This is a genomic window from Dehalobacter sp. (genome assembly GCF_030063005.1).
GTDB lineage: Bacteria > Bacillota > Desulfitobacteriia > Desulfitobacteriales > Syntrophobotulaceae > Dehalobacter > Dehalobacter restrictus.
Genome location: NZ_JAPDHR010000016.1, coordinates 16,577 through 30,859 on the forward strand (window position 1 = coordinate 16,577; position 14,283 = coordinate 30,859).

General features: G+C 44.6%; 15 protein-coding genes and 1 pseudogene. 2 read left to right on the plus strand and 14 right to left on the minus strand.

The features are described 5' to 3' along the window. Window positions 1-27 precede the first annotated feature (27 nt). Window positions 28-294: a hypothetical protein gene (locus tag OKX56_RS06315; RefSeq protein WP_019225310.1), complete on the minus strand. Its 267-nt coding sequence runs from the start codon at window positions 292-294 to the stop codon at window positions 28-30. 255 nt (window positions 295-549) lie between these two features. Beyond that, a complete protein-coding gene (locus tag OKX56_RS06320) occupies window positions 550-870 on the minus strand; it encodes a hypothetical protein (RefSeq protein ID WP_019225309.1) in 321 nt (106 codons plus the stop codon). 257 nt (window positions 871-1,127) lie between these two features. Here OKX56_RS06320 and OKX56_RS14920 point away from each other — a divergent pair. Next, window positions 1,128-1,262 (plus strand): annotated as a pseudogene (locus tag OKX56_RS14920) (helix-turn-helix domain-containing protein); the annotation flags it as partial. A gap of 163 nt (window positions 1,263-1,425) precedes the next feature. Here OKX56_RS14920 and OKX56_RS06325 read toward each other — a convergent pair. The 4 genes from OKX56_RS06325 to OKX56_RS06340 form a co-directional block, all read right to left on the minus strand. Then, window positions 1,426-1,815: a hypothetical protein gene (locus OKX56_RS06325; protein WP_019225308.1), complete on the minus strand. Its 390-nt coding sequence runs from the start codon at window positions 1,813-1,815 to the stop codon at window positions 1,426-1,428. Between the two features lie 103 nt (window positions 1,816-1,918). Then, window positions 1,919-3,109, minus strand: coding sequence for an MFS transporter (locus OKX56_RS06330; RefSeq protein WP_019225307.1), 1,191 nt, complete (start codon window positions 3,107-3,109; stop codon window positions 1,919-1,921). A gap of 63 nt (window positions 3,110-3,172) precedes the next feature. Next, window positions 3,173-4,150, minus strand: coding sequence for a uroporphyrinogen decarboxylase family protein (locus OKX56_RS06335; RefSeq protein ID WP_019225306.1), 978 nt, complete (start codon window positions 4,148-4,150; stop codon window positions 3,173-3,175). Window positions 4,151-4,372: 222 nt separating this feature from the next. Next, the gene (locus tag OKX56_RS06340) at window positions 4,373-4,702 is read right to left on the minus strand and encodes a GTP-binding protein (protein WP_019225305.1); all 330 of its coding nucleotides are present in this window, start codon (window positions 4,700-4,702) and stop codon (window positions 4,373-4,375) included. Between the two features lie 140 nt (window positions 4,703-4,842). On the opposite strand from OKX56_RS06340, the gene OKX56_RS06345 reads away from it, so the two are divergent. After that, the gene (locus OKX56_RS06345) at window positions 4,843-6,294 is read left to right on the plus strand and encodes a helix-turn-helix domain-containing protein (RefSeq protein ID WP_019225304.1); all 1,452 of its coding nucleotides are present in this window, start codon (window positions 4,843-4,845) and stop codon (window positions 6,292-6,294) included. 451 nt (window positions 6,295-6,745) lie between these two features. Here the strand turns inward: OKX56_RS06345 and guaA are convergent, their stop codons facing one another. The 8 genes from guaA to mobA all read right to left on the minus strand — a co-directional run bounded on the left by guaA (window position 6,746) and on the right by mobA (window position 14,205). Next, window positions 6,746-8,278 (minus strand): glutamine-hydrolyzing GMP synthase, encoded by a 1,533-nt coding sequence (gene guaA, locus OKX56_RS06350; protein ID WP_019225302.1) that lies wholly within the window; start codon window positions 8,276-8,278, stop codon window positions 6,746-6,748. A gap of 95 nt (window positions 8,279-8,373) precedes the next feature. Beyond that, on the minus strand, window positions 8,374-8,913 hold the full coding sequence (hpt, locus tag OKX56_RS06355; protein WP_015043658.1) for a hypoxanthine phosphoribosyltransferase: 540 nt from the start codon (window positions 8,911-8,913) through the stop codon (window positions 8,374-8,376). 127 nt (window positions 8,914-9,040) lie between these two features. Then, entirely contained in the window at window positions 9,041-9,706 is a 666-nt protein-coding gene (locus OKX56_RS06360; protein ID WP_019225301.1) for a hypothetical protein, read from the minus strand. Between the two features lie 128 nt (window positions 9,707-9,834). Continuing rightward, the gene (locus OKX56_RS06365; protein ID WP_019225300.1) at window positions 9,835-10,149 is read right to left on the minus strand and encodes a YmaF family protein; all 315 of its coding nucleotides are present in this window, start codon (window positions 10,147-10,149) and stop codon (window positions 9,835-9,837) included. 829 nt (window positions 10,150-10,978) lie between these two features. Further along, a complete protein-coding gene (gene groL, locus OKX56_RS06370) occupies window positions 10,979-12,613 on the minus strand; it encodes a chaperonin GroEL (protein WP_019225298.1) in 1,635 nt (544 codons plus the stop codon). 73 nt (window positions 12,614-12,686) lie between these two features. Next, on the minus strand, window positions 12,687-12,971 hold the full coding sequence (gene groES, locus OKX56_RS06375) for a co-chaperone GroES (RefSeq protein WP_015043663.1): 285 nt from the start codon (window positions 12,969-12,971) through the stop codon (window positions 12,687-12,689). A gap of 262 nt (window positions 12,972-13,233) precedes the next feature. Further along, a complete protein-coding gene (locus OKX56_RS06380) occupies window positions 13,234-13,569 on the minus strand; it encodes a P-II family nitrogen regulator (RefSeq protein WP_287895897.1) in 336 nt (111 codons plus the stop codon). A gap of 18 nt (window positions 13,570-13,587) precedes the next feature. Beyond that, a complete protein-coding gene (gene mobA, locus OKX56_RS06385) occupies window positions 13,588-14,205 on the minus strand; it encodes a molybdenum cofactor guanylyltransferase (protein ID WP_287895898.1) in 618 nt (205 codons plus the stop codon). Window positions 14,206-14,283: the final 78 nt, after the last annotated feature.

Here is a 14,283-nt window from a genome sequence, read left to right on the forward strand (position 1 = left end):
TTTTTAATGCTGGAATTAATTAAAGGCCTAATGTGGATAAACAATCTCCGCCACAGTCCAGAAGATAATCAGTGATCCTACGAGTATTGGCAGAAACACCAGGATCGCCCTTTCCTTTTTCCCAACGATTGCAGCAATTCCGGCAATAAAGCCTGCTAATCCCAATGCAGCTACTGCAAACGTCGGCAAAGGCAATGCGCCCATCAATTTCAGCACGATCAATACAATAAAAGCAATGCTCAGTCCAGCCGACCATCGGCCGGAACGAGATTGGGGCCATAACTTTGTCTTCATATGATCATCCCTTCCTGTCACTTAACGCCTTCAACCTTATTATTGTATATATTCGAAAATTATTTTGATCGTTTCTAATCATTGATAAATAAGCTGTGCAGCAGAAGAAACAGAATCGTACAAAATCCCAGAATGATGGATATCCTGACGAGAATAGCGTTGTCTTTATGTTTACGTACCGCTTTTATTCCTGTAATAAAGGCTGCGATACTTGCTAAAAAAACGAGTACGGTTACATCCCATCAAAAGAGATGTTTAGCTAAAAAACACGTTCGCAGCGACGCCGCAAAAACTCAGGATATAATACACGCCGATCAGAATCACCAGAAAAACCAGAACCGACCGCTCTTTCTTCCTGATAACAGCTTTCAGTCCAATAATGGCCGCTGCAATGCCTGCGGCAAAGATCAGAACGGTAATGACAACCTGAAGGGGATTATGCGAGATCAGTTCTAAGCCGGAGTACCCTTCCTTGTATGGAAGTACGGAACCCACGACAAACAAAATCCAGCTGACAATCACCAGGATGAAGGATTTTCTGCCGGACTTGCTTTTGGGTAAAATCGTGATTCTCATGACATTCACCCCTTTTTATAAGAAAACTTGGCTGGTGCCAAGTCTTTGGCGGCTGCTTAGTTGCACTTAGATATACCAGAAAATAATTATACTTTCTGATATACAACAGCCTATGTACACTATATAGCATTATAACGTCCCTTTCTCATTCTGGCAAGACGGGCCTAGCACATGCCGACGAAGATTTTCTGCAAGCCGGCGATGTAAATAATCTGGTGTTCTAACGCTGATGTAATAAGAGCTGAAATTATGTTAAAACAGCAGGGGAACTTTTTATCCACCGTAACTATCTCTTATACAGAATTGAACGAATCAGCGAGTTAACAGGGCTGGATTTGGATTCTTCCGATATCAGGCTTCATATTCTAATGTCTATCGGATCGAACGGTTGAGTAAAATGAGCTAAAGTGTATTAAACCGCAAAAATCCGTAGAAACAAAACTCTTGGTGGTAACTGTATAACGCCCCGGAATTGATGATTCCGGGGCGTCATTCCCACGATAAGAACGATATCAGCTCCATAGAACCCTCATGCCGGTTCTATGATCACCATTATTACTGCTTTTTTAGCCAAGCAACAGCCTCTTCAAAGCTTTCACAATAATGAAAATCGATTAAAGACTTGGTATATGTTCCCAATTTGTTTAAAACTTGCTTCTGTATAATATTTTGAGGTAAAATTTGTGCTATCTTAGTAAACCCGGCTCTGGCTGCTTGGGGAATGTAAACTTCTTCCAGCCATTTTTGGTCGTCTGGTCTTATTGTTGTAAAATTTCTGTTATCTGTTAAACATTTTTTTGCTCGGTACTTTAAGCCACATTCTATGGTTTTTTCGAATGCTTCCCTGAGCTGCTCGCTGCTCATATAACCCTTAAATATTACTACAACAGCACGATTAACTTCATCCCAAGATATTTCAACATACTTTTCTGAAAAATAGATCATAACAAAACCTTCTTTCTTACCAATTCTGTTGCTTCAGACTTGCCAGGGGTATGGCATACCTCTGGCAAATCTATGAAGGTTATTTCCGCGTTTTAGTCAGTAACTATTCGTTTACTGTCGCATGCTTCGGTTTCGGCAAAGGATTGACAAAGATAAATACAATACTCGCTACTGCAAGTCCGATCATGCACCATACCATCGGCATTGCAAGCATATCTCCGGTAACAGCACCGACAAAAGAGATAAAGTAACCTGAAAAGAAAGCAAAGATATTGACGGCAGCCAACAAGACAGATGTGCTGAGCGCGACTTCCTGGGGACTGGCAATCATGCCGGCGATCATATAACAGGCCGGCAATACGATAGAGAATGAAGCGCCGGCTATCGCCATGCCTATCGCAACGAGAACGATATTTCCGGAATAGATGACCAGCGCATAACCAACCGCACCGAGCAGCAAGCCTAACGCCACGACATATTTTTTAATGGCTTTGAACAAAGGACCATAAACAAAGCCGCCACCCATACCGCCCAGGGTGAATACCGACAGCACCATACCGGCAACAGCAGGACCGCCTAAATTATTCTTTTGCAGAAATCCGGACATGAGGATGGCGGACGGGAATATTAAAATGATATAGATGCCGAGTAATAATGCTGTCAGCAAAACGCCTCCGCGAATTCTGACCTTTGGTTTCTCCGCTCCCGCAGGCTGTTCAACCTTGGGCGGTTCTGTCAGGAAGATCAGAACAAGGATCAAAGAAAGAATACCCAACGCGTGTGAATAGAAACTGTATTGCCAGCCGATTTCAGCCAGTGCGCCGCCCGCAAACTGCATGACGATTGCGCCCAAATTCATGACCATTGATCCCATTCCCAACATGGTTGCTCTTTTGTTACCCTCGTAGACACTGAGAACAAGCGCATTGCCCATAGGTGTAATGAAGCCAAAGCCTATACCGAATATAGCTCTTTCGATCAGAATGACGGTCATACTATTTGCAAATACAGGCGCAAGACCGCCTACAAGATAAAATAACATACCAATGATTATTATAGTTTTGTATTTAACTTTATTCCCTGCCAACGCACCAGCGATCAATGATGCCGGAATCATCAACAAAGACGGCAACGTTGATATTAAGGCTATTGTCGACATGGGCACGTTTGGAAACGCCGCCGAGATACTGGCCAGTGCTGCCGAAACGTTACCGGCCGACATGGTGATGACATATACCGACATAATTGCAAATGCGACGATAAACGGACTTTTCTTTTCTTTTTCTGATAGCATAATTTTCCCTCCATTTTATGTTACATATATTTCAATGTAATTCTTGCTAGCTGTCAGCAATCTTTAGAACATACGGTATTTAAGCCACTCATCCTTCAATGCGCCCAATCGATCATCCCCAACGAAGACGCTGTTGCCGCGTTCGTTAATAATTGAAGGCCATAAAAAAAATCCTGGTTTTTTGTACTCAGTCAAGCAACGCCTAACCTCAGCGCGGATCATCTCTTCGTCTGCGCCAATATAGGACGGGGGTCCCGACGAATCCCAACCGCCTTCAACTGCGAGCTGTCCCCGGTACTTATCAAGAATCCCGGCCAGATCATTCATTGGCTGCGCAGACTGCCAAAAACTCACACCTATTTCGACCATATCCGGAATAATGTCTTCGCATTTCCCGCAGTCATGAATATTGAAAAGCACGCCTCGCTTCGTCACAGCCTCCGCCATTCTTGCCCAATAAGGTTTTATAAGCTTTCTAAATGTCTCCGGGGACATGAACAATCCGCGCGCCGTAGCATTGTCATCTCCAAGACAATAAATATCCGGGTTGTAAGCATCGATTGATTTGTTAATATAGGCGATCTTATATTCGGTAACGGCTTCAAAAAAGTCCATGCACGCCTGCGGTTCCATCACAAGAGCGCAAAGTGCTTCTTCAAAGGTCATAAAAGACACCAACCGTTGAAATGGTCCTAAGCCATCCATAATCTCAACGAGTTTCTCTTCCCCGTCACTCGGCGGCCTCCTATTTATTTCCGCCTCAGCCATAGCCTTAAAGTCCATAGAGGCGACATCGGGGATTTTTACGTGTTTTTCCCATTCTGTAACGTCGTCAAACAACATAAATCCTGGCTTTGGTATACTGCCTTCCTTCGTTGCTACCCAAGGAACGCCAAAAATATCAGTACCATTTCTCATTAACGGCGCTTCCTGATCAAGAGAGGCCATGCCGGCTAATTGAACATCTTCGTGAGAAAGCGGCACATATTCCGGCTTTCCGCCGTAGATAGATTCCAGCGCATTCTGTTTTGGGGTCATCATAATTTTTCCTCCGTCATATTAATTTTATTGTCGATCAGAGTTTCGAGTACCTTTTCGTCTAAATCACACGGATAATAGATGAAGCGTTAACGGCGTCGACAATTCTCTGTTTCCCAAATTCGACGGCTAGAGCGATATCGCTGATTTCCGAAATATGTCATTCCTCCTTTGATTTTTCAGGCAATTTTTTACCTGCAAGTCTAATATGTTTGCTGCATGACGTTATGATTCGCCACCCAGCATTGCCTGTAAAATATTAGCACCAATTTCCGCTATACCACTTACGCGATAATAAATCGCATTTCCATTGATTTCACGCGCGTCTTTCTCCACCGCTTCCGCTTCTTCCGGACTCACAAGATCTGTTTTGTTTATAAGTACTGTATGTGCGCCGCTCAGCTGACCAATAATCAGATTCTCCAACGGAATGCGCAGCCACTGCCATCGGCCTGCATCAATGATTACAGTAATCTGAGCATTAACTCTAAGGTGTGTAGATAGGGCCTCCGAGACATTGCTCGGAAAAGCGACACCAGTTGTTTCCAATGCCAACTTGTGAAAAATGCGGATATTCAGTATAATTTAATAATAACTTGGTGTCGGCTTATATGCTATATATCGAAACGACAATTGTTGAGGTGTCTTTCATTTAAGAAACTGTATCGCGCGTACAGTGAATATCGGGAGGCTGTATGAAACTGAATATTTGGATGCTCGCACAATGGCTGAAGGAATATGACCCCATTCTGACCATGACTGGCGGCGCTGATGAAATCGAGGGAATGCAGTTTTTGTCCAGTTTTTCCCCGAAGGGCCGTCGGCATATCTATATCGGCAGGGCAAAGGATTTTTTGAGCGGGAATACGTCCGAAGAAGTTTTGCTGACACATGGCAACGACGTCATCAGTTTACGGTCCTTGGATATGGACGAGATATCCAGCAAAATCATCGATTGCTTTGAGTTTTATAACAATTGGGAAAGTATGGTTTTTGAGAGCGCGCAGCTGGAGCATCCCGAGCAGCGCATAGTGGACGCCTGCAACAACCTGATTGGCCCGATATTAATTGTAGACCTGAAGCTGAATCTCATTGCATATTCCAAAAACTATAAACCCGGTGAAATCAACCAGTTTTGGGACGAGTATATCAAATTGAACAAGTCCTCCCTAAAATCCATACACATGATGAATTCCAGCAATTCCATAAAGCTGATTCCCGTTCGGCATAATCGACTCGTATATGAGGAACCCGTGGCTGCGCCTTACTCCTACGGAATCATGGTCAGCTACTGCGATAAAGACGACAACCTGATTGGGCAATGCGTGTTATGCATGAATCACCCGATCACGCCGCGTGAACTATGCCTGGCCAAAACGATCGAAGCTGCGCTTGCCTCGATCGCTCAGAACACGACTGGCAGCACTTTCATTAATTTCGCACAGTCGATCGTATTCGAAGCCTTGTCCTCAGGGAGCCTGGCGGAATACAACCAAAAAAAGCTCATTGCACTGATGGATTGGGATGAGGATGTCTCTTATCAGGTGACCGTTTGCAAAATAAACGGAGCGCCAACGAACGGCAACCTTATGATGTATCTCAGTGGCCTGAGCGAGTGCTTTAAAAAGACGATCGGTCTTATTTTTCAGGAACAGCTCGTTTTCTGTCATCAGGCGGACGCATTTGCAGAGGACCAGCTGTTATCGACAATTCCGAGTGTGATCCCGTTATTTGTAGGTGTGAGTGCCCAATTTGTCAATCTTGGAGAGGTGGCGATTTACCATAGGCAGGCGTCAATCGCGGTAAAACGAGGAATTGAACAAAACAAAAGCTTGACACACTTTCGCGACTGCGCGATCGATGTGCTCGTTTTCGAACCGGACAGGGATTTCTGCCGCCATTGCGTCCATCCTGGAGTCCGGTACCTAAAGGATTACGACGACGAATATGGGACGTCGTATAGCCTGACGCTGCGCAACTACCTGCAGTCTGAGCGCAGTTATTTATTGACGGCTCAGCAGCTGTTTATCCACCGCAACACTGCTGTATACCGCCTTGAAAAAATCAATGAATTGTACCGTTTTAATCTGGATGACCCAGAGGAACGGGAGCATATTCTGTTCTCCTTTCGCTTGCTTGGATGCTAACGGATGATTTTGCTACGGTCGGAGACTGCGCACAGGCTCGCAATCCCGTGTTCGCAACTGGGAAGGTTTCCTCGTTGCGTTGCATCTGTAATCTTCTGACTTTTGCAAAGCGAGGACAGTCAGAGTGACCGTCCTGGCTTATTTGCATATTAAACACAATTGTGATGGAATCTCCGAAAACAGGAATTATCAGACGGCAAAATCACCGAAGAAGAATATGCCGAGTGGAAATTCAACTGGTCTGACACCGCTGATGATTGCTGCAAATTCCAGCCCAAGAAAAATTGGAGAAGAACATAAAAACGTCCTCTGAAAACTCGTCGTTTCCAGAGGACGTTTTATCCTTCTGTAATTTGTAGGTGGTTACGAAGTTAGTATCAAATCAGCATCAACACTGATTTCACCCCTTTAAAATAATCAGTATTCTCAAGGCTTCCTGGACTTCGCGCCATTATTCCCACTCAATCGTTCCGGGGGGTTTAGAGGTAATGTCATAAACCACGCGGTTCACACCGTGGACTTCATTGACGATCCTGTTCGAGATGACTTCGAGCAGTTCGTACGGCAGCTTTGCCCAGTCGGCCGTCATCGCATCGTCACTCGTGACCGCCCTTAAGACGATGGGATAACCGTACGTGCGTCCATCTCCCATCACGCCGACACTGCGGATAGAGGGCAACACCGCAAAGTATTGCCATACCTCCATGTGGAGTCCGGCTTTAATAATCTCTTCCCTGACAATTGCATCCGCTTCTCTTAAATGATCCAGCTTTTCCGGCGTGATTTCGCCGATGATACGGATTGCAAGCCCCGGGCCTGGGAATGGCTGGCGCCAGACAATCTCTTCCGGCAAGCCAAGTTCCAGTCCGACTTCCCGGACTTCATCCTTAAAAAGCATCCGTAAAGGTTCGATCAGTTCGAACTGCATATCTTCAGGCAGCCCGCCAACATTGTGGTGCGTTTTAATGGTTTCAGCCGTTTCGGTGCCGCTTTCTACAATATCCGGATAAAGCGTACCCTGTACCAGAAAATCAATCTGGCCTAACTTACGGGCTTCATCTTCGAACAGCCTGATAAATTCATTGCCAATCCGTTTGCGTTTTTCTTCCGGTTCGGAAATTCCTTTCACCTTAGCCATAAAACGTTCCGAAGCATCGACGAAATCCAGATTCAGGTGAAACTTTCCAATAAACGTATCCTTGACCTGCTCCGATTCATTCTTGCGCATAAATCCATGATCGACATAAATACAGGTTAGCTGATCCCCGATCGCTCTATGAACAAGCACTGCGGCAACAGAAGAATCGACCCCGCCGCTTAACGCGCATAAGACCTTTTTATCTCCGACTCTCTTCCTGATCTCCTGTACCTGGGATTCAATAAAGGATTCCATGGTCCAGTTGCCCTGGCAGCTGCATACCCTGTATAGAAAGTTCTCAAGCATTGCCTGTCCTTCCGGGGTATGTTTGACTTCGGGATGAAATTGGACGCCGTAAAAGTTCTTTTCCGGACAGTAGATTCCCGCAACCGGTGTATTGGCGGTAAAGGCAGCCCGGATGAAACCGGCAGGCAGTTCCAGCACTGAGTCCCCATGACTCATCCAACACTGACGAGCACCTTTGAGTCCGTGCCAGACCCCTTCATTATATTCAATCGTGATCTCTGTTTTCCCATATTCATGGGCTTGCGGTCTCTCCACACGTCCGCCTAGCTGTACGGTCATCAGCTGCATACCATAACAGATTCCGAGGATCGGTACCCCCAGTTCATAGATTGCCGGGTCAATGAAAGGCGCGCCCTCCTGATTGACACTAGCGGGACCTCCCGAGAAAATGATTCCTTTCGGGGCCATGGCTTTAATCTTCTCTACAGGGGTCTTATATGAAATCATCTCTGAATATACTTTTGCTTCTCTGACCCGGCGCGCAATCAGCTGATTATACTGTCCACCAAAGTCAAGAACCAACACCAGTTCACGTTCCACTTGCATCATCCTTTCAACATTTCAACATTTCAGTACTGAGACTTATGATATGATTTTTCTTAACTGGCAGTAAAATGGAGTAATCTCTTTTGATTTTATTTCTCATAAACCTCGGGCTTCAAAACGCCAATATACGTGAGGTTCCTGTACATTTCGTCATAATCAAGCCCATAGCCGACTGCAAACTCATTTGGTATCACAAAGCCATTGTAATCAGGCTGAATATCGACCTGTCTCCGCTCCGGCTTGTCCAGAAGCGTGACAATCTTCAGGCTTAAGGGTTGTCTCCTGAGAAGGTTTTCCTTCAAGTATTTCAGCGTAAGCCCTGTATCAACAATATCCTCAACAATCAGGACGTGTTTGTCTTCGACACTGGTTTCCAGATCCTTCAGTAGTCTGACGGCTCCTGAAGAACGGTTGGAGCTCCCATAGCTTGAAACGGCCATAAAATCATATCTCAACGGAATTCTTATTTGCCGGATCAAATCTGCAAAAAAAGGCACAGCCCCTTTAAAAATACCAATGGTCAGAAGATCCTTGCCAAAATATTCGTTGGTAATCTGTTCACCCAGTTCGGCCACCCTTTTTTTTAGCTGTTCCTCGGTTATCAGCACCTTCGCAATCTTTCTTTCCATTCCTACCACTCCATTAAGCTATTACCACTGAATTATATCACAAGTTGAACAGGATAAAAAAGAAGATACTGCAAAAACTGCATTCGAACAGCGTTTTTGCAGTACCTTCTTTTATGAAGCCAGACATTTACTCTGCCGTTTCAGGCGGCTGGATTGAAATCTTTCTTCCGATATCCTTAAATTCCAGGATCAGGGTCATCGGTTCTCCGGTTTCTTTGTTTTGCGCTCTCACTTCAACCTGCGTTACAGTTTTGGTGCTTCTGGTGATATAGAGCGTGTACTCAAAACCGGTCCATAGAGTTTCCATCATCTGATTCTGTACACTTGGTTTTAGCGTGCATACCCAGCATTTCTTGCTGTTTAGTTCTTTCTCTCCTTTAAGCATCACCTCACCGATCTCTTTCAACTGCAGACTGGCCAAAGGGTTAAGCTCCACCAGAAAGACTTTTTGGGCAACTGATACATCGCTGAATTTTACCCACGCTTTGCTGAAAGGGTCCTTGTTGTAGAGAACATCACCCACCTTAATCATCTCAACTTTGCTTCCCGCCAGCTGACCCTGAATCTGAATGTTTTCACCGCTCTTATAGCCGGTAATCCTCGTCAGTAACCGCGCTTTGCCATCCACTGTCTGCTGCTGCGTTAAAGCATAAGAAAATGAATTGGCTTTGTTCAGGTTTTCCAGGCCCAAGATAACCAGCTGCTGCGGATCGGGCTGACGCATTATGGTAATCATTCCTCCAATGACGAACAAAAAAATGATGATGGAACCGACAATGATTTTCTTTTTCATACCTTGCCCTCCTGGCGGAGTTCTTACTTAATATTATGACCGGCTAAATCAAGGTATTACTGGTAATTCCTGTTTGGGCTGAATTATCGATTATACGATTGCCTATTGGCAAATCCGAAATCAATGGATCAAAAGCCGGGAGTCGCCATATCCACACCGGAAATTCGATGTCGGTGGCCGTTGTCTACGGTCGTGTAGAAATCCCAATTATGCGCATGCCATCCATTCTTCAGCGGAATTGAAGGGCTCGAAACAGCTTTGTAGTAATGCGTATGTCCATGCTCATACAAAACGAAATTTTCTGAATGATGAACATGACTATCACCGGTTGAAATAGCTATTCCCGAAATATCCAAGCATTGATGAGAATGCCCGTAATCGCAGGATGTATGCGTTGAACTTCCATGATTATGGTTTGGCGGGCTTTTCGCAGTTTGCACCATAAAAGATAACCTCCTCTTTCTATAAAATATTTTCAGAGGAGATTTTTTGAGCATATTCTATTCTTCCATCTTTAACCAAATAAGTATTTAAGGTGCCATCCCGCTTTTTATATGACTAAATTAGTAGGCCAAGTTCCTCTGCAAAGTTTTTTTGCGAGGAAAGATATTTGGCCATTCCTAACCTGTCCCCGAAAACAACGGAGATACCCAAAGACGTTCACCGAACTCTCTAAAAAGACCATCCATCTCGGACAGTCTACTTAATTCTTAAGACAAACATTTTAAGTCTAAACTTGTATAACTAGCATATATACTACTACAAATATATTTAGAATAATAAATTTCCAAAGGTAAAGCAACCAATTCTTCTTGAGAGGAGGAATTGGACTATGACAAAACTCTATCAGACAATGATGATCATTTTTGGTTCCTGTTCCCTTCTTGTAAGCCTGATCGCTTTGATTATCCAAATAATTAAACTATGTATTTAATTAAAAACTTGCCTAGATCTAGCCTTATGTGTAAAAAGTAGCCGCCTACAAATTGAACTACTTTTTACACCAAGCAATATGGTTGCTTTGCCCATCTATAAGGGAAATTCCTTATAGATTTTTTGTTCACAATTTTATTTTATGAGATTGATTAACCATTTATGATAAGACAAAAAAAAGAAAGAGGCTTCCCAAAAGTTCAGCAAACTAATGAGAAACCTCTAACCGAAGGATTTATTATAACCCCTATACCAGGAGATTATTTTTATCACCTTCACGCTACCCCGTAGGGGATATTTTTTATCAGCGCATGATATATCAATGGGTTTGGTCTTTTCCTACATCATGCCGCCCATTCCGCCCATGCCACCCATGCCGCCCATGGCAGCTGCTGGATTTTCTTTCTCAGGCAGGTCGCAAACGAGGCACTCTGTGGTTAAGAGCATAGCGGAGATCGAAGCTGCGTGCTGCAGAGCCGAACGGGTTACTTTCGCCGGGTCAACGATACCGGCTGCAATCATATCCTCATAAACTTCAGTCATCGCGTTGAAGCCTACGCCTCTAGAGCTGTTGCGGACTTTTTCCACAACGACGGAACCTTCGAGACCAGCATTATTAGCAATCTGTCTGACAGGCTCTTCCAGTGCTTTACGGATAATAGCCACTCCGGTTTTCTGATCGCCGGATACGTCAACGTTATCAAGTGCAGCAATTGCATCAAGATAAGTTGTGCCGCCACCGGCAACAATGCCTTCTTCGACTGCGGCGCGAGTAGCTGCCAGAGCGTCCTCAATGCGCAGTTTCTTTTCTTTCATTTCAGTTTCGGTAGCTGCTCCAACCTGGATGACGGCAACGCCGCCGGCCAGTTTAGCCAGACGTTCCTGGAGTTTTTCTTTGTCATAGTCGGAGGTTGTTTCTTCAATCATTTTCTTGATGGATTCAACACGGGCACTGATAGCCTGTTGGTCGCCGTTGCCATCAACGATGGTCGTTTCTTCCTTGGTTATTTTGACCTGTCGGCAGCGTCCGAGCATATCCAGCGAAGTATTTTCCAGTTTGAGGCCGAGGTCTTCAGTGATGACCTGTCCGCCGGTCAGAACAGCAATGTCTTCGAGCATCGCTTTGCGGCGGTCTCCAAAACCGGGAGCCTTAACGCCTACGGCCGTAAAGGTTCCGCGGAGTTTATTGACAATCAGGGTAGCCATAGCTTCGCCTTCCAGATCTTCAGCGATGATCAGGAGCGGTCTGCCAGCCTGAACTACTTTTTCCAGAACAGGAAGGATATCTGCAATCGCACTGATCTTCTTGTCGGTGATCAGAATGAATGGATCGTTTAAGATAGCTTCCATTTTATCGGTATCGGTGATCATATAGGCGGAAACATACCCACGGTCAAACTGCATTCCTTCAACAACTTCCAGTTCAGTGGTCATGCCTTTGGCTTCTTCAACAGTGATAACACCGTCTTTGCCGACCTTTTCCATAGCCTCGGCAATCAGACTGCCGATCGTTGTATCAGAAGCGGAAATCGAAGCAACCTGAGCTATGGCTTCTTTGCTTTCTACAGTCTTGGCATTTGCTTTAACGTCAGCAACAATCGCTTCTACAGCTTTTTCAATACCGCGTTTGATTTCCATCGGATTAGCGCCGGCAGCAACGTTCTTCAGACCTTCACGAATAATGGCCTGAGCCAGAACGGTCGCTGTGGTCGTGCCGTCACCGGCTACATCGTTTGTCTTGGTAGCAACTTCTTTTACAAGCTGTGCTCCCATATTTTCAAACGGGTCTTCCAGATCAATATCTCTGGCGATCGTCACACCATCATTGGTGATTAGCGGGGAACCAAATTTTTTATCCAAAACAACATTGCGGCCTTTGGGTCCCAATGTAACGCGGACAGCTTCCGCAAGCTTATTGACACCACGCTCCATGGCATGGCGGGCATCTTCGTTAAAAATGATTTGTTTAGCCACCTAAATGTTCCTCCTTTAATTCTATCAAAAAATACTTTGGAATGTTATCTGATAAGTAATACTGGGCTGTTACTTAACCAATGACTGCCTGAATATCGGCTTCTCTTAAAATCAAATATTCGTTTCCGTCATATTTAACTTCTGTGCCGGCATATTTAGAATAAATCACGCGGTCGCCGACGTTAACTTCCATTGGGATTCTTTCCCCTTTTTCAACTTTTCCAGGACCTACGGCAATCACTTCGCCTTCCTGAGGCTTTTCTTTTGCGGTGTCGGGCATAATGATCCCGCTCTTAGTTCTTTCCTCAGACGGGACCGCTTTAATAATTACCCTGTCAGCCAACGGTTTGAGTTTCATAAAATAATTTCCCTCCTTGAAACCTTTATATTTTTATATTTCGCTTTATTGTTAGCACTCAATCAAGATGAGTGCTAATACCTAGGTATAATAATATGCAACGTCTGGTAGTATTGCAACCCCATCCACGCATAACTACGGACGATTAGAATTGATTATCACTTATTTTCTTCATCAATCTTTAAATTGCTATAACGCTTAATAAATACGTTATATAGAATAACCGTAATTTTCCTTATTTATTCATTACTGTTAGCAGATTTTAATCAAGAAAATTTTCTCCGGTACGGATCCGGCGGAAGTCCTCAACATCGGTCACCCAGATGACGCCGTCGCCAAATTTACCGGTTAGGGCATTCTCCCTGATGGTTTCCTGAACGCTTTCACTTTCCGGATCATTGACAATGATTTCGAGTTTGACTTTGGACAGCAGCCGGACGGATACTTCCGTTCCGCGGTAAACCTCGGTGATATTCCCTTTCTGCCTTCCCCAGCCAAGTACCTGAGATACGGTAATCCCGCTGATTCCCAAATTACTGAGCGCCTTTTCCACTTGGTCAAGTTTATTGCTGCGAATTACTGCCTCAATCTTTTTCATTCTAACCTCCCCAAAGCATTATTGGATTTTTTGTAAAATGAGTTCCCACTCCTGAGGCGTATTGACATTCAGGAAACTTTCCTCGATCATTTCCTTCAGCATGCTGCCTTCCATCTCCTCAGAAATATTCACGATCTTATGCCTGCATTCATCAGCAATATCAAAGAGACGCAGTTTGTCCTCTTTAATCCGTTTCTCGACAACTTTAAGCACATTTTTGTGGTAAAAGGCGTGCAGAGGATGTAGTCTGTCCCGAACATACGGGAAAACCAACTTATAATCCTCAATCCGTTCATAAATATAGGCAATGGCTTCACTGTTTAAGAACGGCATATCACAGGCAGCCACGAAGACATAGTCATACTTAGCCACCGGAAGGACGGAATACAGCCCGCCCATCGGCCCTTTACCTTTGATTTGGTCTGCAACCGCCTGATAACCGTATCCAGAATATTGTTCAGGCTCCCTGCAGCTGATCAGGACTTCACTACAGATACTGTCCAGCACTTCCAGATTTCTTTCCAGAAGCGGTTTTCCGCCTATCTCAAGGAATGCCTTGTTCTGGCCCATTCTTTTGCTTTCTCCTCCGGCAAATAGCACTCCTGTGATCTCCAGCTTTTTCTTTTCCACGCCCATCTACCTTCAAACATATTTAGACGTTACTATTTAGACATTCCCTGCGAAATACCTTCTAATACTTGTAAACCCTAAAAT